This is a genomic window from Vibrio sp. 10N.247.311.49 (genome assembly GCF_041467655.1).
Taxonomy (GTDB): domain Bacteria; phylum Pseudomonadota; class Gammaproteobacteria; order Enterobacterales; family Vibrionaceae; genus Vibrio; species Vibrio crassostreae_C.
In genome coordinates, this window is sequence record NZ_JBFSVA010000001.1 from 530,808 (window position 1) to 553,294 (window position 22,487).

The following is a 22,487-nucleotide window of genomic DNA, read 5'->3' on the forward strand; positions in this document are numbered from 1 at the left end:
ACGAGGCTTCTGTACGTGAGACTCGACCGACAATCCCCTTCTAACCCCCTTGGTTTACATCTCAAACCTATTGTTGGTAATGGGAAAAGGGAGGAACTGATTACCGACCAACAAAGGCCTCGCGAGTGCGAGGCCTTTTGGGTTTTGTAGGGAATAGGGCAGTCACTCGGAATCTAAAGAAAACGGGTTCAGTAAAGCTAACTATTAAGAAAGCTTTTGGTTAAAGAACTCAAGTGTACGTTTCCAAGCTAACTCTGCTTCTTCTTCAGCATAGCGGCCAGTTGAATCGTTATGGAAGCCATGGTTCACGCCGTCATAGATGTAAGCTGTGTAGTCTGCTTCGTTCTCTTTGAGTTCGGCTTCATAATCTGGCCAAGTCGCATTCACGCGTTTATCGATTCCCGCAAATTGGATGAGCAAGGGGCCTTTTACATTTTTTCTTAAATCTGGTGCGGCAGGAGTACCATAAAATGGAACGCCTGCATCGAGTTGCTCTGGCATGACAGCGGCCAACATATTCACGATATAGCCACCGAAGCAGAAACCGACTGCGCCTAGCTTACCGTTACTTTTTTCATGGGACTTCAAGAAGTTTGCCGCTGCGATAAAGTCTTCTTCGATTTTCTCTTTTGATAGCGACTTCTGCATCGTTCGACCTTCATCATCATTACCTGGATACCCGCCAAGCGAATAGAGTGCATCAGGTGCAAACGCAATAAACCCCGCCGCTGCGAGTCGTCTTGCCACATCCTTTATGTATGGATTGAGGCCTCTATTTTCATGAATGACCAATACAACAGGCGCATTGCCCTCTAACTCTTTGGGTACAACCAAGTAACCATAGCCTTCGCCGTGTCCTTTAGGTGAAGGAAACTTCTCGTAGGTTGCTTTGATGGAAGGGTCATTGAAAGAGACTTGCTCTGCCTGCGCATAATTAGGAATCAGTGCAGAAGTTAGCGTCGTCATGGTTAAGCCAAGTACAGCTAGCCCAGATAGACGAGCCATAAACTCTCTGCGATCAATCAGGCCGTGTGCATATTCGTCGTACCAATCAAATGCTTCTTGAGGGATAGATCGAGTCGGCGTTGATTGAGATTCGGTATTTGGATTCATAACTTTTCCTTGTTGTGAGTTGTTTGACCAATCAACTATAGTGGAAAATTTGATATAATTGAACGATCACTCAATAACTTTTGAGCTATTTGTTATATCAAAGTACAAAAATTAGATGACAGTCCGATAAAACGATCACTTCGAATCGATTTCCATCGCTTTGGTTTGTTTTACGGAGCAATTCAATACAAGGTTGATTTGAGGGTTAAGTCAGTGAAGTCGGGTGTGATGATTGTTTGTTTTTAGGGAGGCTCTAAATCGAAGTTGGGCACATTAGAGCTAGGCTTATTTTCCGCAGACATGGACAAGTAAGTTTCAATGCAAAACGCTTGATTTTACTCTGGTATAATCTTTCCTTATAAGGGAAGCCATAGCGTTATTAGAACCGTTTTGATGAGAGATAAAAAATAGATGTTAAGACTTTTGCGTCAGATAGAAAAATGGAAACTTGCATCGTTTAGTTTACTCATGCTCATTGCCGCATTTTTTATCTACAACCAGATCGGTAATCGTATTTCCCGTGTCGATGAGGCAACATTTTTGATCGGGCAACTGAATACTGTCTTGGATGCAGCGGAGCAATATTCTCATGACAATGGCTCTCTGCCTCCTATTACTTCCGATACCGACACGAACTTCGGCTACTTAAACATCAATCACTTAATTGAAAATCCGGGCTTATCAACATGGCGAGGACCATATCTACCTTATGGCGATACATGGATAGGTGGTGATCAGTACATCGATCACCCAGATTACATAGCAACGCAATTACTGCTTAAGGAAAAGGGCAGCCAATGGGCACGAGGAAGCTCCGAGACAGGTTGCGAATCGTCATCATCCACTTGCTCTGTTGCAGCTTGTATCTGGTTGGTACCAACAAAAGTCGCACAAGAAATTAATAAGATTGTGGACGGCAGTTCGAGTATAGAAAGCTCAGATGCGACAGGAAAAATACGTTACGAAAAAGCTTTTGGTGGCGCTCTTATCTGTATGATTGGAGATGACTATCCAATGCCTTCAGCACAGACAAATTAAGTCGTTTCTAATTACCTCACTGGCAACTTGGTCTTAGTTTTTACCTGACCGAAGGCGAAGCTGGATTCAATAGAAGCTATATTGGGTAGGCGGGTTAGTTGCTTGCGGATAAATTGCTCGTAGCTTTTGAGCGATTCACTGACCACATGCAAAAGGTAGTCGTGATTGCCTGTCATCAGAAAGCACTCTAACACCTCATCAATCACTTCAATGTGTTGTTCAAAGTCTCGCATATTCTCTTCAGTTGGCTTTTCAAGCTTCACCAACACAAACACATTAACGGGCAGGCCACACGCTTCTTGGTCAACGCTGGCGTGATAGCCACGTATAATCCCTTGTTTCTCTAATGACCGAACTCGACGCAAACAAGGAGATGGCGACAGTGCCACGCGATCGGCCAACTCTTGATTGGTGAGCCGAGCGTTGCTTTGCAGTTCAGCCAGTATTTTCTTGTCGATCTCGTCCATTGGCATATTCCATCAATATTGGGTTTAGCTTGGCAATATTATTGCTCAAAGTGTATGTCTTACTTTGCAAATAGCAATTTTTAACATCTGCCCAAAACTAAAATTAAAGGAGGAACAACAAGCATGGAATGACTTAGCAATTATGAATACTTCAACTCAACTTAGCCCGCTGCGTAAAACCACAAAACACGAACAAGCAGAAGCCCTTGCCATTGAGCAAGCAAAGCACTTCGGTATCGATCCAAACAGTGATTACGGCGTCACGCTTATCGAACTGGCGACGACGCTGTACAAAGCCAATACCAAGACTCACGACCTTTGGGCATTGACCGTTGATGGACTTTCAGAACTCGACAAGAGTGACCGAATCGCCTGGTTTAACGCCAAACGTTTCCTGTCATTCCAGATCGCTAAGATCCTCGATAACCTGCAAAACCCGATGCGTGCCACTTACCAATCCATTGCCACCAATAATGGCAACTTTGCGTCTAAAGGCGCGTATCCTATCTTCGATAATGTGGCGGCTATCTTCTCGGCAAGCCCGGTTATTACGCGCACTGCGACCTATTTATTTGCCTGTACAGAATGGATTGAAGATGCGTTCAACGGTAAAGAACCGCTGCACGATATTTATTCTCGACTGCTTAACCCAACCTCGATTTCACTGGCTAACCATATGGTTGATATTGAGGCAGGCTCTAGAGCCAACGAATACCTCGCATGGAACTTTAATTCGGGTATGGCGGCCATTGATGGATTGTTGAGCCATTTACTTGGACATGAAGACATAGTCTTGGCTTCACGTAATATCTATGGCGGTTCTTACCAGTTGTTGGAAGATTGGTTTGGGAAACCGTCTAACCTAAATGTCGCGGTGGAGTGGGTGGATGGTTACTCCGGTGATGAGTTTGCGACGCGCCTTGATGAGGTTGCTCATAAATACGCAGATCGCATCGCTGCGGGTAAGAAAATCTACGTTTACCTAGAGTCACCGTGTAACCCGCATGGATACGTGTTGGATGTTGCTAGCATTAGTAAAGCTGGTCACTCTCGTGGTTGGGACGTAATTGTTGACTCGACAGTGGGGACTCCATTGCTGCATCCAGTACTAAAACGCGACGATGTGGCTGAAAGACCCGATTATGTGATTCACTCCTACACCAAAGAACTGGCGGGTTCTGGCACCACAACCGCTGGAGTTGTGATTGGCCGCAACGAGACCATGTTTATTCCAAAAGGAGAGGAGGTCACTTTCACCAAGTCCAACGGCGATGAGGTCACCATTCCATGGAACGAAACGCTGTTTTGGAATGTGTACTACATTAAGGGCGCATTCCTAGACGCAGACAAAGCGTTTGAAGTGCTCAATGGTATGAAAACGTATGAGATGCGAGTGGTGCAAAAAACGATTAATACACTGACTCTCGCGAAGATCTTTGATGCTCACCCTGACATCAATGTATCGTGTCCTGCTTTGCCAGACAGTGACAACTATGAACACTGCCAGAACAACATGTACTTGGGTTTGCCAGCGGCGCTTTTCACAATCGATATGGAAGGTAACGGCGATCGTGCGCCAATCAATCGAGATGGATTCAAACAGTTCTTCGACATGCTTGAGCCAGCAATCGGCATGCAAGTGAGCTTAGGGCAAACCAACACCGTGGCGCTGTGCCCAGCCCTGACTACGCATTCAGAACTCAGTGATGAAGCGCTTAATGAAACAGGCATCAAACCGACCACAATGCGTATCTCTATCGGCTTGGAAGATCCTCGAATGTTCATTGCTCATATTGTCGAGGCGGCTAAATTGTCGATTGACCGCAACCACGTAGATTTCTCATCCAGCTTCCCGAGTGGTGACAATATCGATGAAATCTATATGCAAACTTATATGGATGTACACCAGAAGTTTGTGAAAAGCTTGCCGAAGTTCAGTCAGCTGAGTCAGTAACTTAGGTCAGTTAACAAGATTAGTCAGTTAAAGGCCGTCAATAAAAAAGCACCCAGCTGACTCAATAGTCGGTAGGGTGCTTTCTCGATGATCATATTGGTTTACCAAGTCACTTACTATTTAGGCTGGTGGCCTGTCTTCTTCGCAAGTTCTTGCATAGCCTCGGCAAACGTAGTTGTTCCGCCTTTCGCTTTAACCTGAACCACCTTATATCCTTGGCTTTCCAGCGCTTGGCGCTCTTCTAAAACGGCTTTGTCATCTGGTTGACTGCCTTGCACAGGCTGATGAATGTAATACCCTTCTAATTGACCATCTTCGACCAGTTGGTGGTGTTTCAGTGCATTGATATCAAAATTCATAGTAAGTCTTTTCGCTTTAAATGGAGAGTCTCTGTGGCAAAGGCCGCGAGTCTTTATAATTTTATGGTTTGTACAATAGGCATTTTAACCATAAGAAGCTAGCGAAAATTAAGCAATCCAATGGAATGAAGTCGGGTGGTCTTACTTCTTCAATCTCTTATTGAACGCTGGGAAGGAAAGGGGAGGAACTGAATGCGAACGTTTCAATACACCCTTATCTGACCTTTTCGTTCAACCATTGAGCGAAATCGGTACAAATCATCAACCTTTCCAAATGTGGAATCCTCACTTCTTTTATTGGCTCTGTTTTCCATTTGTGAATGGTTATAACCTAGTTTTCGTAGAAAAGAGAATCGAATAAGCCGTGAGCGCGGCGCTTTATAACGAATGAAAACTAGGTACAAGCATGAACGAAAACTTTTATAGATACGCGATTTACACTGTTTTTTCAGCGGCAGCATTGTTCTCCGCTTTTTTAGTCACCTCAGATAATGTTTCCCCTTTTACCACTCAAGCGACTTTGTATCGTAACGTCGCGACCATTGCGCCAGAAGTGTCCGGCGTAATTACCGACGTCATGGTTAGTAATGGCGAGTTGGTTGAAAAAGGTCAACCATTATTTGCTATCGATGCCAGTAGCTACCAATTGAAAGTGGCACAAGCGCAAGCCGAACTGCATCAAGCGCGTGATTCTGACTCAGCGAAATGGCAGCAATTAGCAGCAGCGAAACAAACACAAAGCCAACGAGAATTCGAATATCACAACGCGAAACAGAAACTCGCACGTAACCAAAAACTGCGTAACAAAGGGCTTGCGACTGAACAAGATCTTGATGATGCAATCACCAATACACAAGTTGCGAGTAGTGCGGTTGAAGCTGCGAACGCGGAAGTGAAACGCATTGAGGTTGAGTTATCGACCCAAGACCGCACAGCGGCCATTGAATTAGCAGAAGCAAAACTTGCCAGTGCGGAACTGGATTTAGGCCACACTCAAGTCGTCGCGCAAACGGAAGGTGTCGTGACCAACTTACAATTGCAATCGGGCAGTTATATCACTCAAGGCACTTCATCATTGCTGCTGGTGGACGAAGCTCATGCGTGGATCAGTGCAGACTTCAATGAGAAAGGCATTGATAAGCTTACTAATGGCCGCGAAGTTTTGGTCTCTTTTGATGCGTTACCGGGCAAAGTCTTTACGGGTGAAGTGAGTAGCCAAGAGCGTGCGATTTACGACACCAATAATGCCAATGGCAAGCTGTCTAGCGTGACTAATGATACGCGTTGGATCCGTGAGCAACAGAAAGTACGTACCCGCATTACCGTTAACGAACTGGGTCCTTCGATGATCTCAGGTTCACGAGCGAGTGTGATTGTTGAAAGCGGTAACCCAATAATGCACGTTATTGGCTCTGCTTGGATTCACTTGGTTTCAACATTTCGCTACATCTACTAGTAGGAGATGACGATGTGGACATTTGAAAACACCGCACAGGGTCATTCTCAACGTAATGAAGCGCTGCGTGTCGCACTTACTGTGACGATTTGTATGGTGTTGGGAAAGCTACTAAACCTAGACTCTCCCGTTTATCTGGCGTTGTATCCAACCATCATCATGACCAAGAATAAAGATTACTCTTGGCTTGGCCTGATCCGTACTTTGTCACCCACTTTATTGGCTGCAAGTACAGCGCTGGTGGTGACTGAGGTATTTTCACAGCATCCGTTTGTGGTGTGGACCATTAGCCTGTTCTTCTTCGATTTTATGCGTCGTCGAGCTACTACACCGGCAAAGAAAGGTCAAATGTTGATGCCAACTTTCAACTGGATTTTGATTGTCGTGTTTGCTCAGCACACCACCATGGATATGCCGATGCGTATTCATGAAATTTTGTTATCCATGTTGATTACCATGGTAGTAGCAAAAACCATGGTGGCTCTGTTCCCTGTTGAGCAAGGAAGCAAGCCTCCTGTATTTAAAGAACAGCCTGTCACATTTGAGAACAGAGCAATTTCACTCGCGTTGATTGGTCTTGGTTTGGCATTCTTGATGATTGTCGACATCATCTCTGCAACGTTCTGCATGGTGCCAGTGATTGCTGCTGCAACCCAAACCACACACAAAAGCTTTATCGACGTGGTTGACCGCCGTTTTCAAACTCAAGTGGGCGGCTGTGCATTCGCCGTGGTGTTCACCTTGTTGATGGCAGGGCATCAATCTACATTCGGTTACTACACCATAGTGTTGGGTTTATTTGCCTTTATGATCACCGCATCAATGGCCAAAGCGAAAGGTTCAGCCAGAGACATTCATGCCGATGCGTTATTGGCGACTATGCTGCCGATTCAGTTGTACATGACCAGTAGCAATTTAGGGTTGGAAAGTACCTTCCTACGCGCTTGGGAGCTGACTGTGACTTTGTTTGTGCTGTGGGCTTTGTGTCATTTTGTTCGTAAGCCTAATGGTGAAGAGCCGGCACTCGCTCGCTAATAATCAAATCCGGCCAACCGATTATGGTCTGATTTGATTGCGCCTTTCATAAAATTAAAAAATGCTTTTACTTTGGCTGAATCTTCTAAATCTTTATGAGTCATCATCCATAGGTCTGTATTTTGGTGCATCACTTCCATATCTACTCTTTGCAGAGTTCCCTTACTGTTACCTAAAAAGCAGGGTAAGTAGGCTAACCCCATCTGATTTTCAGCCGCGATGATCAGGGGCTCAAAAGAGTCGGCTTTCATGACAATTTTGTCTTCCGAAATCAGTTCAGAAACCTGTAGCGAAGCACTGCCTCTATGCATCATTAACCAAGATGCAGACTTTAAGGGGTGCTTACTCTTAAGGCCATTTATATATTCTGGCGATCCGTAAACACCAAAGGCAATTTTACTTAACTTGGTCCCAACTAAATGGGCTGGCAACTCATTTGCCGGGCGAATCGCGATATCTGCATCTAGGTGTGAAATATCCAATTGACGAGATGTGAGGCTGAGTTCTAACTGAATTTTTGGATAAAGCCGATGAAAAGCAGCCAAATGAGTACCCAGAATGAGGCGAGATAACGCATCGGTCGTCGTTATTCTTAGCGTACCTTCTAGCTTCAATTCCTGTCCAAAAACCTTGTGCTCCAATTCTCTTACTGTGGATTCGATAGCGAGAGCTGACTCCAGAAGCTTTTGCCCTTCAACCGTTAGTTTGTATCCGGTAGGAAGTTTATGGAAAATTCGTAATTTGTGACGATACTCAAAGGTGTCAATACGACGTAAAACGGTGCTGTGGTTTACACCAAGTGCTCTTGCCGCGGCCGACAGGGATCCTTCATTCGCCACTGTTAGAACATATTGCAGGTCATCCCATCTTATGTTGTGCATTTGCGCATATCCAACGTGTTCAATTAGTGAGTTTACCAAAAATTTAGCACAGCTATAGTTATCTCAACAAGGCAACAAACAGAACTGAAGTTCAAAGCATGCACTGATGGCACTTTTAATCTCCCACGCATTGAGCTTCAAAATTGACAATCAGGAGAAAGAAAATGTTAAAGAAAAATCTACTTATCGGTCTAGCGAGTCTTCTGGCTTTCTTTCAATTCACTCCAGCCCTTGCAGATGAAACAAAAGCAGTCGATTCAGCAAAGACACTAGAAACGGCTCAAGCATTCTTATGGGCGGCAGGCTCAGGTGATATGGCAAAACTCGAGTCATTAATGGCCGATGATTTTGTCTGGCACAACGAAGGTGACGCCGACATCCCTTGGATCGGTAACTGGGAGTCAAAAGAAAAAGTGCTCAACACTTTCTTTCCTCTATTTGGCGCAGGTTTGAAAGTCACAAGCTGGTCAACAGACTATAGTTTTGTAAACGGCGACCAAGCAGTATTCATGGGCAGCATGAGTGCCATTGCGAATGAATCTGGTGTAGACACGGGTAAATTCAGCTGGGCGGTTCGAGTTCAGGTTGAAGATGGCAAAGTGAAGAGTTGGAACTGGTTTGAGGATAGCTACGCAGTATCTAAAGCTTATCACGCCAAACAGTAACCACAGTGACCAATTAGGTTGTAAAGGCTCGATATGCTGTAGACGTATATCGAGCTTAACTTGGTTTTGAATAGCGACGCGAAGAGCCTATTCAACAATCCGACAGTTAAAAGGACACCTGAGACAATCTAGTTCTGAGTTTCAGTGTACGAGCCAAATAACGTACTTTGGCACTATTAAGTTTGGAGAAACTATCTATGAGCAATAAGCTAGCGAATGCGACTAATCTGTATATGGAAGGTATCCGAGATGGTCATGCATTAGAGGCGGTAACGAAGTACACCGGTCAACGTTATACTCAACATAGCACTGGGGTTCGCAACGGTATTGATGGTTTTGTTGAGTTCTTCGAACCGTTCTTAAAACGCTGCCCTGTTAGAGACATAAAGATCATACGTTCAATCGTCGATGGCCAATTCGTGTTTGTTCAAGCATTCCAAGATATTAATAATGGCGAATATAAGTGGGTGACTACGGATCTATTCGATACCGATAATGACGATAAAATTATTGAACATTGGGATGTGATTTCTGCCTTCGAAGCTCAACCGACGGAAGGGGAAGGTCGACTGCAAGGGCCAATCAATCATACTGACTTAGATAAAACAGAGGAGAATAAGAACCTTATCCGTGATTTTTTATGTGATGTTATGGTACTAGGGCAGAAAGACAAGCTATCAAAGTATCTCCAGCACGAAGAGCTAGCCGTTTATCAAGCCTCAGATGTGAGCCCTTTAGATAGCTATATTGGTGGCTATGACCAAGTGTTCAAGATTGTCGGTCAAGGTAACTTCGTAGCAGCTTACAGCCGAGTTATTGATAATGGTCTCGAGGTTGCGCGTTTTGATCTATTCCGAGTTGAGGGAGGTCAAATTAAAGAGATATGGGTAAACCAAGAGCCCGTGCCACCAAAAGCAGAATGGGTAAATGGCGGGAAGTTCTAGAGTCGCTTTAAGGGAGTTACGCCAATAATGCTATCGCTAAAACAAACCGAAAAATGCGTATCCTTGCTAACCTTACTTGTTGTGTGTGTTTAACTTCTTGAATCTTAGCCAACATGTTTTGTGATGGAAGAATATTTACACTGTTTTACAACTCGCCTTAACGCTCAACAATGCAATCGCGCCCTTGAGATTTTGCGTCGTAGAGGGCGTTATCCGCTCTTTTAATTAATGAATTCCAGTCATCGTTTATGAGGGCTTGAGTCACTCCAATGCTGACAGTATACGTGCCAGAAGAGAGCTCTTGATTGGAGTTGTGTTTTGCGTGGTTTCTTATTCTTTCAGCTATCTGCATTGCTTGAACTTTATTCGCTCTAGGTAACATGACAACAAACTCTTCTCCACCATAGCGAAAACAGAAATCGCTTGTGCGGCATGTATCTTCAAGAATTTGACCAAAGTGCTTAATCACATCATCTCCCTTGTCATGACCATAGGTATCATTAATTTTTTTGAAGTGATCTAGGTCGGCAATCAGTACAGAAATGTCACTCTCTCGGCCTGGTTGAACAAGCTTGGGTATCAGTTCTGCTAGGCCTCTACGGTTATAAAGGCCGGTTTGTTCATCAGTGATCGATGAACGATAGGTCTGCTTCAACAAACGATCAGTTAAGATCCAAAACACTGAAAATGCGAGGCTAACAATTGTGATTGTCATGATAACGAAAGACAATTTATGAATATCTGATATCAGGTAATAGTTCGAATTCGTTCCTTTGGTATGAGCAAGTACGCCCCTAATTGCCATATAGAGAATGTTGATAAACAGGGTCAGATTCAACAGACACTTTGCTTCTCTGTTATCGTGCTTTTCCCCTGAATAGTTTGCACAGAGGGCTAAGATACATATCGTCACAACGAGAATACTTCGAGCCTCGATCCTAGAAGTTACAGAAGGCGCAATTAGGGCGCTATAAAGGAAGAAGCTAATGCCAAGGGAGCTAATGATGATTGATATTACGAGAAAAGATCGACTTGCTCCGCGTAACACGGTTATACCGACGAGTAACAAACCAAAAGCCGTTGCGTATGCACCATTGGAAAGAAAAACAATGGATTCTGAAGATTGAGTAACGCCGAACGAAAGCGGGGTAACACTGGCTCCTAACAGCAAAGCAGCATAAGCAATATAATTTACCCCTAACGTGGTGCCTGCGAGTATATATTTATGCGTTAACAACATAGCACTCGCAACCGTAGCTGCTAACAAAGAGGTATATATAGCTAAGGTGTGTACATCCATGAAATCACCAACAACGTAAAAATGAACTCTCTCAATTCAGTATTGCGCAATTTGTATTATGAATGTTTAGTAGTTAATCATTATTAAACTATATGCTGATGCAGATCAATTTTTGCTCAGGTGCATTTGTAAGCGTAGGGCAAGGTGCGAGTTATTCAGGAGCCTAACCTTAGCTTTGTTATACCTTTATTTTAAATTCTCTAAGCCCGATGTATCGACGCCTTTTAAGGTGTCTTTTGCTACTTCATCTAAATCCGTCGTTGTCGATTTTTGAGGATAACTAGCAGCGGCACCTTTACCGATCGCTGTTGCTTCTGCTTGTAGCTTTTTCCCCTCAGACTCACCCGCGATCCAGCCTTGCTTGTAGTCACTGTCTGATTCAAAACGCTTTCCATCTTTTATGTAGTTTTCGAAGCTATTGCCGCTTTCTTGCATGCCGCTATGCCTACCGTCATGAAAACCTTGTATCTAAGAGGTGTTGTGACCACTCTCAATCAAAGCACTATCACTTGTTCCGCATCCGGACAAAAGAAAAACCAATAAGATTAAAAACAGTTTATTCATACTCAAAGCCTCGGAACTCAGTCGTCTAAATGATAAGAATAGACCAAGATCATCTCGCAAAGGCATAACAGCGCTCTAGGCGGGAAAGCTTGTTTGAGAATCATGATATTCAAAACTTGAGAGAGTAGAGTTACTACTGCCTTATTAGATCTAGAACGATAGCAAATCACTGGGTGGTAATTTGCTATCAATTACAGAGTGAATATCCGTTGTGCATATTGGTAAGTTCAAGAATTAAGACGAGGTGACTTATTGCTTATTTGAACGGTTAACGATAAAACTCAATATCACGACTGCAATACTAAAGCCCACAACACCAATCCAACCCGCACGTTCAAATACCTGAATTCCCACAAATGAACCAAACGCACCACCGAGATAGTAGCCAAGCATATAGATTCCGTTGATACGACTTTGAGCTTGTGGGTCAATTGAGAATACGCGTACTTGGTTCGATACTTGAGCGCTAAATACCCCAAGGTCGATGAGAATGATACCGACGATCAATCCAGCCAATGTGTCAGCGAAAAGCCCCGATATAATAAAACCAGCAGTAATAATAACTAACGCCATACTGATCATGTTTCGAGAGCCAAACTTGCTCACCAGTGACCCTGAAACTTTTGCTCCAATGACTCCAGCAAGAGCAATAACACCAAACATTCCTGCCTGTTGTGCATTGTAGTTAAACGGAGATTCACTGACATGCAGAGCTAACGTCGCCCACAGCGCATTGAACGAAGCAAACCAAAGCGCGCCAGTTAAAGCGGAAGTACGCAGTGTCGCATGCTGCTTGATTAACGTGGCCATGCTCGCAACCAGTTTAAGGTAAGGTATTTTCGTTGTCGGCGTGTTCGTCGGTAAAAAGGCATACAGCAACACACCAAAGACCATCGCAATAATTGCTGACATCATAAATACCGCGCGCCACCCAAACTGCTCACCGATGAACCCACTGAGTGTACGCGAAAGCAAGATGCCCACAGTTAGGCCTGTCATTAATGTGCCAATGACTTTTCCTTTCGTTTCTGGAGTACTTAGTGACGCTGCAAATGGAATCAGCTGCTGAGTGATGTTGGCACTCAAACCAATCGCAAAACACGCAACAACCAGAGCCACTAAGCTAGATGCAGTAAACGCGACAAAAGATGACAACACCAACATGACAGACAAGATCGCTATTAGGCGTCTGCGGGGTAACGTGTCTCCTAAGGGCGATAAGAATAGCAATGCCACGGCATAACCAATCTGACCGGCAGCTGGCACTGCGCCTAGCTGTTCGCTTGTTAACCCTAGCTCTGCGCCGATCTTAGGTAAGATGGGTTGGTTATAATAAAGGTTTGCAGCAGTTGCCGAGACTGCGCTCGACATCAGTAATAAACGTCCTGTGCTCAACACTTCTGTAGTCAATTTTGACATGGTGACACCTTAACTTTGGTTCATCGTTTTAATGAATGATTTCGATGAGCTAAGTCTAAGGTTAGCGATTGAATAACAAAAATAACCATTTTATTTAAATTCTATACGAATCTGGTATAGATAACTTTCTAAGCCATGTTTTGTTGAATCGCCTCAATTTCACTCTGTACGACAGCAACAAAGACACTGGCTGTAGGGGATAGAGTATGCGAATGGTGTGTCATCACTAATGGCATTTGTACGTCCACAGATTCAAGATTAACAAATACACATCCCTCACTGCGTAAATCACGAATTGCATGCGGTGCGATAGATACACCTAAGCCAGAAGAGACTTGGGTTAACACGGTTTGCATGTTGTTGGGTTGTTTTTTTATATTTGGAGAGAATCCAGATAGGTCACATTGAGTAATGATGGAGTCAAATAATCCTACCGCTTGTTCACGTTCAAATAAGATGAAAGGGTCTTGCTGCAGTTGTTTCATTTGAATGGTGGAGTATTTAGCCAACTCGTGGGTGACGGGCAAAACAGCAACAAGCTTATCTGTATAAATCGTCACCGAGGTGTAATCATCAACAAGCAGGTTCGGCAGTGGGCGAGAGAAGCTAATATCGATCTCTCGTTTGTCCAGAGCTTCGATCTGTTCAGAAGCCGTCATCTCAACAAGATCAACATCAATATTGGGGTTTTCAGCAATATACTGTCGAACTAAACGAGGCAAAAAGCTCAGAGTTGCGCCTCCAAGATAACCAATAGTTAAAGTACCAATACAACCAGAAGAAGCTCGAATCGCGGACTGTTTTGCTTGTTCCGTTTGTTCGATGAGTCTAATCGCATCTTTAAGTAAGTGCTGCCCTGCGGCGCTAATGACGACTTCGCGAGATGTACGGAAAAATAGGCTCACTCCAAGTTCGTGTTCAAGGCTTGTGATATGGCGGCTAATGGCAGGTTGAACGGTATTTAACTCTTTTGCAGCTTTTGAAAAACTGCAATGTGTCGCGACAGCCACAAAGCTTTTTAGTACTTTGATTTCCATATAGCCTCAATATAAACCTAGGTGATAAAAAAGCGCTAACTTGCGCCTATATTGCTTTTATTATCAATCACAAAGACCTTGCTAGCAAACCTTAGGGTAATAACGTTTGCAAGGCTCTGGTCACTTGTGAGAGTGGGGCGATAATCCTACGTATTCAGCTTTCAAGCTTTCTGTTTTCTAGATAATTCTTTTTCAAACTTTTAGTTTTCGAGCTCTTCGTTTTCGAGATTGCGCCGAACTAAATCGTGCATTTGTTTTACAGTCATCAGTGCTAACCAGGTAATTTCTTCTACTGAACGTTGACCCGTTGTGGAAGTTGGGTTGTGGGCTTCAATCACAGATTGATAAATTGAATCGCCGCAAGCCTCTTCTATTGGCATAGCTCTATATAGTTTGGTTTATTTGAAAGCTAATCTATGAGGTTTAAGACAGTAAGATAGGGTTCAAAAATAGACAGCTTGGTAGTTGATGGAATCAGTACAGAACGAGATTCGACTTAATCCTATCTTCTCGCTGCGATTGTATTCATTGATCGAGTGGTCAAAGCCATAGGCTGTCGACGGGGCCATATATTGAGTTATGCCTTGCTGTGTCGCTGTTATTTCATCATGGCCATGACCGCAGAACACGTCACGAACGCGATATTTTCGAAGCACTTTCATCACATCAGTATCGTTCTCTAGGCGGATCGCTTTCATCCAATCTGCACCGACTGGAATGACAGGGTGGTGAACAACCACGATAGGATCATTGGCCTTTCTCAATTGTTGTTTTAGCTGAGCCATGCCGCGGTTATCAATACGCCCTGAACCAAGTGGGTGGCGGCTGTCTAGCGGCTTGAAGCTTGAGTCTAGGAACACAAACTCTCGTTCACCGATGGTGGCTTTGTCGGTGACATAAATCGTCGAGCCTTTTAGCTCTGTGCGCATTAAGCGAGAGTCATCATGATTACCCGCAATCACGTAAATGGATTGGTCGCTAATGTGTTGCCTAATGAATGCCTCTAATCGAACGTAGTCGCCAGACTTTGGGTTACAACAAATATCACCAGTCAGAAAGATGGTCTTGCATGCCGTGTCTTTGTTGACGTATTCCAGTGCTCTGCGCAGGTTCTCATAGCTGGATTCATCGGAAAGGTGGCAATCACTGATTTGGTACACGGTATTCATTGTTATTGTCCGGTAATTCGATACGTAGAATTAAAAGTGATAGAAAAATGCCTGCTAAATCAGCAGGCATTTTTTGGTGTTATTTCGCTTTTGATGCGGCGTGGTGTTCAATCATGAAGGCAATAGCTTCATCGTTTAAACAAGATTTACTCACATATTGGCGCTGTTTACCGATATGCAGGATAAAACCAAGATCGGTCTGCTCAAGTTGGTCGATGTCACTCCACGCGATGGTGTTGGTCGCTTTGTGGTTTTTGTAACTTACTCCGTTAGCGTCACCTTGAAAGACAATTTTGCTGCCTGCGCCTGAGCTGATTTTTTGTCGCCATAACCACCAGGTTCTTTTGCAGTACACACTGAATGCTTCAATCACACTCAAAACAATAAAGAACCAGCCAACATAGCCGTTAGGTAATAGTTCAAACTCCAGCAGAACCACACCAAAAATAAGAAACAGTATTCCTTTTAAGTAGGCTTTTGGAAATTGAGTCGGAAGGCTAGTTTGATCATAACACTCCGCGAAAAACGTCTTGTCGAGTTTGTATTCTGTAGTGAAACCGGGTTCTTTAGACATGTGAGGCTACTTTATGGTTCTCTGTGAATGGGCTGTCAGTGGGCAGGTGTCCCACGCTGCAATTTTGCAACTTGATTATTGTATCGCTTCTCACTGTTTTTATTTAGATATTTTGGCTCTGTTTTGTAAATCGATGATACTTAACGGGTCTATTCTAACTTTAGCTATCAGACTAGTGTAGGGGCATCTTTAAAGTCACCTAAAAAATTGGTGATGGGATGGATAGACCTGTGGAGTCACCCGGTTGTTGGGACTACTGGCATTTTTGGATAAAACTTTGATCTCATTTTGTTGGTTGATGGAGTCTATAGTGATTAGTGTGCTTTATCACTGCTGTTGAGGGTGCTCTAACAGAATAAATATATGAAGCTTGCAAAGTTCATCACCGTTCACTCTGAGAGGCCATGCCCAAAGCGATACCTTGGGCATGGCCTTATTCTATTTCAGTTTTAGGATCAGTACTCGATGAATAATGACACCTGCTTAACGTTAATGAAGAAACTTCTTTCATAGGGATAAGAGGTAAGAGCAATATCTAGTTTGTTCAACCCAGACACTCTCTTCTCATTTAATGCTTCTAATAGTTTAGAGTTGGTAAACCTAAGCGTTTGACCTGCTTCTACGTTGTTGAATGTAGTAAGTGGATTACTCCATGCTGCACATATTGTAAAAGACTCACAGAACGTGTCGTAATCCAGTGTGTTTGGAGACCAAGTTTGATTAACGATATGCGCAGTTACATTGTTGAATGGAAATTGAAGAGTTGAATCTCCGAAATCAACAATAAGCGTTGCCTGTTTAATTTTCCCTCGAACCTCACTTAAGTCAAAACTCGCTAGTGTTTCGTAGTCGTATGGGATTGAAGCCCCCGCTCTTAAGTAACCACCGACACGATGTTGCGTGACATGTGTTGCCGGGGTTGCTTGCCAGTTTTCTCTTTCCAAACCGAATAGGTTAGAGGGGAGGGTCACATTCACTGGCGGACTGAAATCAGAGGCTTGGTATGGTGGAGTTTGACCGAGAACTCCTTGTCGATAGGAGTCAACGCCACTGTAGATTAGCAGTGCGTTCAGTTCATAAGGACCATCGGCTTGCTTAAACGTGTCACCAGGAACGGTAAACTTGATGGTGTTTTCGCCAGCCTCAAGCGGTTCTTGGAAACTCACTAGCTCTAAATACTCTCCGGCTGCACCAACGATATTTACCGAACCTGTGTAAGTTCCACTGCGCGTAACATGGATAGGAAACTCAAAACTCAGCGAATCAATGTAGGTTCCATCTTGCGACATAGTCGGTGTGGTGACTAAACTCCCCGTGACTTCAATCGGTTCGCGGCAACGCTCAAAAGATGCTAAATCAATAAATTCTTCAAACTGAATTCGAGGGGCTGAAATTCGTATGTCATCTTGAGTGATTGCGTAGATGATCGTCGGGTTGGAGGTCAAAGTAGACGCTGAATCAAACGCGCCAAAAATATCTTCAGTTGAGTACTGTAGAGTGACGATTTGCTTCGCAGGTTTGAGTTGCAGACGTTTGCTTGTGTTGAGCTCGTCAATTCCATCGGTGAGGTAACCATGAATGGCAAAATCCCCCGCGGATTTAACATCAAGTTCCAAGCGCTGCTCTAAGGCAATAACACAGCCTTCAGAGGAAAACAGTGGAGCGAGTGAGAGGCTGACAAATTCAATGTCAGAGGGTAGTACGTGGATTTTTTTACTTGTCTGGCGAGTGATAGTTGTTCCATATTCTTCAAAAGACGTTATGCCTTCAATTAGATAATCCCCTTCAGCGGGTGGAACGAAAATATTGCTGTAGACACCATCTTTAGCAATAGCATCGAAATTGACACCCTCATCTTTAAGCGTCAGGCGTGTTTTTATTCCAGCTTCATCAATGATCACTGCGCTGGTTTGGGCACCTGTGATTGGATTCCCTTTGTTTGTCAGTAATGCAGAAACGGGAACTGGTTCACCGACCACAAATTGGTTTGCAGCTATCGCCATGCCAAACGCAATAGGGGATTGGATCGCAACCTGAGCAATAATTACTGTGTTGTAACTTGGGTTTGGAAAATCAACGACGATCTTCCATTCGCCAGGTTCAGGGTTAGTTACTTCAGGCAAAAATAAATAGCTGCCCGGTAGCGGCGGACTTTGTGTGTCACCTGAAAGTATGTTCGCTTGCACATCATTGGATGATGTTGCGACTTGCCCGTTAGGCTTGACTAAATATACGGTTGCATCATCCAACGGCACGATGATTTCTGCTTTTAGGGCTTCCGCTTTGTCGATGGTAAATAGCATTGTGACTTCGTTATCGTTACTAGTCACTGGTTGAGATAGTGTCGTGCTTGTACTCATCCCAACGGGTATTGCATTACTGGCGATAGCCGGTGTGATGAAGGTACAGAAAAGACTGAACACCATCACTAATTGCTTGATGAATTTCATTGTGGCCACTCCTTAGCGCATTGAAATAATTTGTTGTAGAAAACGTTCAACGTTTTGTCCCGTTTTCATTGTTGAGTGGTTAGCCAATACGTTACCCAATGCATTGGTATAACTTGGGTTAGCGCTTGCCAAGGTCACAACAACATCATTTTCTTGCGGTACTGTTTGAATGGCTTGGTAACTGACTATGGTGATTGGATGAGCTTGTGGTCCATGCACACTTGGCATTGTGACCGATTGAGTTTGAGTATCGAGGTAGGCCGCAGAACTAAAGCTTCTTAGCGCCTGCCAAGCGGTAACGCCTGCCCAACGCGATCCCCACGGGAATAGGCCAACGATATCAGGATCTTTCTCAATAACACCGTCTTGGTTGAGATCGGCATTTGCCCCAATAGAAAATGTATTTGCAATATTGCCGCGAGTACGCATTTGGATCGCGTTTGATGCTGTATCCGTTGTTAGATCACGGATACCAGGCATTTTAGGACCCGCAAACGGAATATTTGGGAGTTGCATGTACTTGCCAGCGTAATTATTTGGATCGGTACTGACGTTACTGTAGATATCGGCGTAGTGGTCCATTTTTATCACCGACAAATCTGCTGCGACGCTACCAAGGTGAGGTGTGGAGAAAGTAGAAAGGGAGGTTATCTCAAAGGAAGGGCTAAGTGCTTTGAGGTTTTGGGTATCTAGCCCGCCTTTACTGTGTGCAATGACGTGAACTTTGTCGGATTTCAACTCATCGAGAAAACCCTGAATTTTGTTGTTCAAGATATTAGCGTTAGTCGCTGTGGTTCCATTTTTGTCAGCAGAGAAACGAGTATAACGAATGCCATAGTCATCAAGTGTAGAAAGCACGCCTGGAGCCGTATCATCATCCCAAGTGTCTGATTGTGCAGCAATGCCATGAGCAAGAATCACAGGAATGGCAACATCAAACTCGATTGAGACCCAATCGACAGACATACACCAGTTGTCTCCCGTATTGCCAGTATCAATATCGACGCGAATCTCATTGTTTTGGCCGAACTTGATATCACTGATATCGACTTGAAGGTTAGTATCCGTCCAACGGTTATCAGCGCCTTGCAGCGTACCTAAAGACTTTCCGTTAAAAGATACGATATCTATTTCTGGAGCAATATTACTGACGTTGGCATTGGAGTCTATGTCGAAGACCGGCATGCTGATCCTTGCGTTAGAACCGATAACGCCTTTTTGCTGCATATCGCCCAGTTTACTCGGAGCAATTCTCCCGTCACTTTGTAAAACGTTGGGGCTGACAACCATAGGAACAGGTAAAGAGATAAGTAGAGGTCCGCCAGAAGCATAGGTACAACCGGTATCCAGACCAGGACCAGAATTGACAACATAAACGCCGAGTACTTCTTGCGGTGGGGCTATCCCAGAGCTTTGTGAACGCATCGAGAAATTACGCAATTCGTGTGAATCAGGTATATCTTCGGCACTCGCGAAACTCGGAGAAAGTAATAAAACACTGAGCGTGGCGCTCGGAATGTATAGTTTCATTTGTTTACCTTTGAGTATAGGTTATCCAAGAATTTGGTTGAAGAAAGCTCTATCTGTAGTTGTAAGGTAAAGGCTTGGAGTTTGATGTGAAATTTATTGGGTATAATTTCGGCTTGTTACTCAATTGATAAAACTGCTGCTCTATTTTTTTTCAAAATAGGAAGAGTGCGATCGCAGTTTCTGGATTGCGGAAGTTATGTCCTTATTTTCAAAAGGAGGGGGATAGTGCTCTAATATTGTTAGAACAATCTAAGTTAGTTTATGAAAGAGTAGCTAAGAATAGGAAAATCAAAGTTGGATGTAGGTTTGTTACAGAACTACATAGAGCGCGCTGTTCTGAATGGCTGACTACTAACCTAACTGGCTGTGCAAAGTTAGGTTAGTAGAAATTATGTGGCTGTTAATTCAGATTTGAGAGATAAGGGCTAGTGTCTTTTAGTAAAAATGGTAAAGGTCGCAATAAACTGAGGTTTGTTATTACATCGTTCGCTACATAGTGAAAACAGGCGACATACCGCTGTCTTGTCCACTCATTAGCAACAAGCCAATTAAGACAAGTAAAACACCACCGAATAGCTGTAAATAATGACCTGCGGCTTTTAGTGAAGCACTGTTATTCTTGTTACCTGCTGCCAAATAGCGTTTTACCAAGTTCTTGCCTGTTAGTGTCATTATAGCAATCGTCGAGGTTGTGAAAGCAGTACCAATCGCCATGGAAAAAGCACTGACAACACCCATCCAATATAGGCCAACCATGTTTGCGAAAAGCAGTACCATGATGGCTCCGGTGCACGGTCTTACGCCAATCGTCACTATAATTCCAGCATATTCTCGGAGCGTTGAGGCTTTGTTGATTGCGTCTGCATCGGCTACATGCTGGTGGCCGCACCCACAGTCGGCATGAGAATGATCTGCATGAGTGTTAGCTGCGGCTTGCATTGTGCTAGTAGCGTCGATTATCGGAGAAGGGGCTGATATTGATGAACGAAGTGCCATTGGCGAACGCGCTGAAATTGTCGCAGCTGTGTCTGTTGCGAGTGTAGTGATGGCTTTCACTTTCAGCTTAGGCTTACGCATAGCGGTGTAGATGTTTTTCAAAGCCTTCCAACATATAAGTGCGCCGACGACCGCGACTAAGGCAAAGCTTAATGAAACAAACATATTCGCTTTGTCATTCACTACTCGCATGGAAGCACTAAAGCCCCACAGCAACACGCTTACTAGTAAGATTGCGACCAATGCTTGTAAAAAAGCGGAGACGACCGTAAGCACTAAACTCGCCTTGGCTTTGGTTGGGTGAGTCGCTAAGTAAGTCGACACGATAACTTTGCCGTGCCCAGGCCCCAAAGAATGAAGCATGCCATAGATAAAGCTGAACCCGATAAGGTAACTGCCTGCGCCCCAAGGGTTGGATTTAGCTTCATAGAGCAGGTCTGCAAGTTCTGAATTGACTTCTCTTTGCCATTGAATGCTAGAGATAACTAACGATGGCCACATGGACCACAGTTGATACGCACCAATAGCAATAAGCACGAACGCGCCAGCACCAATGAGGTAGTGATTGATTTTGGATTGATTTTTCTTCATTTAACAAGAACCTATATCTGAAATCTTTCTGTTAATTAGTTGCCATGCTTAATCAGCTAGACGCTGACTTAAAGGCTGAAACGAACCACTGCGACTAAGAAGCGGGAACCGCCGCACAATGAAGCTCAACCGATTGTGTAAACAGTTGGCCTAGCGTGTTATCTGGATCTGCATCGACAGGTAAAGACATTGCATAACTCATTTGCTCTGGCGTCGGGTTAGGCTCGATTAATTCTAAATGGCATTGTCTTGCTAGTTCAGGTGACAATGTCACGTCGCTGTTGGATAGCCACGACATGTCGACAAAGTAACTAGGGTCAAAAATCAATACGCGAAGCGAGTTTCGTGTCACAGGCTTAGGTTTAGAAAGTGGTAGGTCAAATGTTAGAACCATCTTGGCTTTATCACGCTCAAACTTTGCGTTCTCAACCACCTGATATTTGATGGGCTCTTCACCATCATAAAAGTACGTGAAGTAGTGCTCGTACATCATGTTTTCGATTACAGACGCAGCGAGCTTTTTGAATGTTTCAGTTTCTGTATCGGCAGAGACGTCTTCTCCATCCAACATGTACATCGAGGTCATTGCATCAAAAGACCACTCCATAGAGAGACCGGTGATCATGCCATTCTCTCCCTCAATATGAGTTTTCATCTCTATCCAAGAGTGAGGGTGGGCATATAGATTTGGCGCAAAACACAATAATGCTAGGCCAACAGTCAAGCCCTTGAGAGAGCGAAAGCATGTCGAGAAACGGCTTACATAGCGTGTGGAGAGGCGATTGATGACATCGATTAGAATAAATGGCTGTTTCATGAGAAATGATGGTAATTTAGTGTGATGTTATATTATAACAACTCGATGCGTTGTTCACTTCAAATTATAAGCTTGTTTACATTGAAGCCGACTGCAATTCTTGATTTTCAATCCAACCTATTTTTCCT

At 43.9% G+C, this 22,487-nt stretch carries 21 protein-coding genes; 6 read left to right on the top strand and 15 right to left on the bottom strand.

Annotated features, from left to right (window positions below; translation table 11 throughout):
• Positions 1 to 204 precede the first annotated feature (204 nt).
• Positions 205 to 1,113 (bottom strand): dienelactone hydrolase family protein, encoded by a 909-nt coding sequence (locus AB6E54_RS02285; protein WP_017059076.1) that lies wholly within the window; start codon positions 1,111 to 1,113, stop codon positions 205 to 207.
• Positions 1,114 to 1,524: 411 nt separating this feature from the next.
• Here AB6E54_RS02285 and AB6E54_RS02290 point away from each other — a divergent pair, with 411 nt between their 5' ends.
• Positions 1,525 to 2,151 (top strand): type II secretion system protein, encoded by a 627-nt coding sequence (locus AB6E54_RS02290; protein ID WP_372106234.1) that lies wholly within the window; start codon positions 1,525 to 1,527, stop codon positions 2,149 to 2,151.
• Between the two features lie 11 nt (positions 2,152 to 2,162).
• Here the strand turns inward: AB6E54_RS02290 and AB6E54_RS02295 are convergent, their stop codons facing one another.
• Positions 2,163 to 2,618, bottom strand: coding sequence for an Lrp/AsnC family transcriptional regulator (locus AB6E54_RS02295; protein WP_017094327.1), 456 nt, complete (start codon positions 2,616 to 2,618; stop codon positions 2,163 to 2,165).
• A gap of 142 nt (positions 2,619 to 2,760) precedes the next feature.
• On the opposite strand from AB6E54_RS02295, the gene AB6E54_RS02300 reads away from it, so the two are divergent.
• A complete protein-coding gene (locus AB6E54_RS02300; RefSeq protein ID WP_372106235.1) occupies positions 2,761 to 4,572 on the top strand; it encodes a PLP-dependent transferase in 1,812 nt (603 codons plus the stop codon).
• A 116-nt stretch (positions 4,573 to 4,688) separates the two neighbouring features.
• Here AB6E54_RS02300 and AB6E54_RS02305 read toward each other — a convergent pair whose 3' ends face one another.
• Positions 4,689 to 4,931, bottom strand: coding sequence for a hypothetical protein (locus AB6E54_RS02305; protein ID WP_017059085.1), 243 nt, complete (start codon positions 4,929 to 4,931; stop codon positions 4,689 to 4,691).
• A gap of 406 nt (positions 4,932 to 5,337) precedes the next feature.
• On the opposite strand from AB6E54_RS02305, the gene AB6E54_RS02310 reads away from it, so the two are divergent.
• Both AB6E54_RS02310 and AB6E54_RS02315 read left to right on the top strand, forming a co-directional pair.
• On the top strand, positions 5,338 to 6,387 hold the full coding sequence (locus tag AB6E54_RS02310) for an HlyD family secretion protein (protein WP_102333221.1): 1,050 nt from the start codon (positions 5,338 to 5,340) through the stop codon (positions 6,385 to 6,387).
• A gap of 12 nt (positions 6,388 to 6,399) precedes the next feature.
• On the top strand, positions 6,400 to 7,422 hold the full coding sequence (locus AB6E54_RS02315; RefSeq protein WP_102333222.1) for a DUF2955 domain-containing protein: 1,023 nt from the start codon (positions 6,400 to 6,402) through the stop codon (positions 7,420 to 7,422).
• On the opposite strand, the gene AB6E54_RS02320 is transcribed toward AB6E54_RS02315, so the two are convergent.
• On the bottom strand, positions 7,419 to 8,303 hold the full coding sequence (locus AB6E54_RS02320) for a LysR family transcriptional regulator (RefSeq protein ID WP_017059087.1): 885 nt from the start codon (positions 8,301 to 8,303) through the stop codon (positions 7,419 to 7,421). The genes AB6E54_RS02315 and AB6E54_RS02320 overlap by 4 nt on opposite strands.
• A 164-nt stretch (positions 8,304 to 8,467) precedes the next feature.
• Here AB6E54_RS02320 and AB6E54_RS02325 point away from each other — a divergent pair, with 164 nt between their 5' ends.
• Entirely contained in the window at positions 8,468 to 8,968 is a 501-nt protein-coding gene (locus AB6E54_RS02325) for a nuclear transport factor 2 family protein (RefSeq protein WP_017059088.1), read from the top strand.
• A gap of 197 nt (positions 8,969 to 9,165) precedes the next feature.
• Complete coding sequence (locus tag AB6E54_RS02330) at positions 9,166 to 9,912, top strand: nuclear transport factor 2 family protein (protein ID WP_017059089.1); 747 nt, start codon at positions 9,166 to 9,168, stop codon at positions 9,910 to 9,912.
• 157 nt (positions 9,913 to 10,069) lie between these two features.
• On the opposite strand, the gene AB6E54_RS02335 is transcribed toward AB6E54_RS02330, so the two are convergent.
• The 11 genes from AB6E54_RS02335 to AB6E54_RS02385 all read right to left on the bottom strand — a co-directional run bounded on the left by AB6E54_RS02335 (position 10,070) and on the right by AB6E54_RS02385 (position 22,359).
• The gene (locus AB6E54_RS02335; protein WP_102333223.1) at positions 10,070 to 11,212 is read right to left on the bottom strand and encodes a diguanylate cyclase; all 1,143 of its coding nucleotides are present in this window, start codon (positions 11,210 to 11,212) and stop codon (positions 10,070 to 10,072) included.
• A 186-nt stretch (positions 11,213 to 11,398) separates the two neighbouring features.
• Positions 11,399 to 11,647 carry a hypothetical protein gene (locus tag AB6E54_RS02340; RefSeq protein WP_102333224.1) on the bottom strand — a complete coding sequence of 83 codons (249 nt, stop codon included), beginning with the start codon at positions 11,645 to 11,647 and terminating at the stop codon, positions 11,399 to 11,401.
• A 378-nt stretch (positions 11,648 to 12,025) separates the two neighbouring features.
• Entirely contained in the window at positions 12,026 to 13,195 is a 1,170-nt protein-coding gene (locus AB6E54_RS02345; RefSeq protein ID WP_102333225.1) for an MFS transporter, read from the bottom strand.
• Between the two features lie 128 nt (positions 13,196 to 13,323).
• Positions 13,324 to 14,232, bottom strand: coding sequence for a LysR family transcriptional regulator (locus AB6E54_RS02350; protein WP_102333226.1), 909 nt, complete (start codon positions 14,230 to 14,232; stop codon positions 13,324 to 13,326).
• Positions 14,233 to 14,432: 200 nt separating this feature from the next.
• On the bottom strand, positions 14,433 to 14,612 hold the full coding sequence (locus AB6E54_RS02355) for a hypothetical protein (RefSeq protein WP_017059095.1): 180 nt from the start codon (positions 14,610 to 14,612) through the stop codon (positions 14,433 to 14,435).
• Between the two features lie 63 nt (positions 14,613 to 14,675).
• A complete protein-coding gene (locus AB6E54_RS02360; protein ID WP_029235480.1) occupies positions 14,676 to 15,401 on the bottom strand; it encodes a metallophosphoesterase in 726 nt (241 codons plus the stop codon).
• Between the two features lie 79 nt (positions 15,402 to 15,480).
• Positions 15,481 to 15,975 (bottom strand): YcxB family protein, encoded by a 495-nt coding sequence (locus tag AB6E54_RS02365; RefSeq protein WP_017059097.1) that lies wholly within the window; start codon positions 15,973 to 15,975, stop codon positions 15,481 to 15,483.
• A 455-nt stretch (positions 15,976 to 16,430) separates the two neighbouring features.
• Positions 16,431 to 18,425, bottom strand: coding sequence for a choice-of-anchor X domain-containing protein (locus AB6E54_RS02370; protein WP_102333227.1), 1,995 nt, complete (start codon positions 18,423 to 18,425; stop codon positions 16,431 to 16,433).
• 12 nt (positions 18,426 to 18,437) lie between these two features.
• Entirely contained in the window at positions 18,438 to 19,955 is a 1,518-nt protein-coding gene (locus AB6E54_RS02375; protein ID WP_372106236.1) for an esterase/lipase family protein, read from the bottom strand.
• 489 nt (positions 19,956 to 20,444) lie between these two features.
• A complete protein-coding gene (locus tag AB6E54_RS02380; RefSeq protein WP_017059100.1) occupies positions 20,445 to 21,542 on the bottom strand; it encodes a nickel/cobalt transporter in 1,098 nt (365 codons plus the stop codon).
• A 94-nt stretch (positions 21,543 to 21,636) separates the two neighbouring features.
• Positions 21,637 to 22,359 (bottom strand): DUF1007 family protein, encoded by a 723-nt coding sequence (locus tag AB6E54_RS02385; RefSeq protein ID WP_029235926.1) that lies wholly within the window; start codon positions 22,357 to 22,359, stop codon positions 21,637 to 21,639.
• Positions 22,360 to 22,487 lie beyond the last annotated feature (128 nt).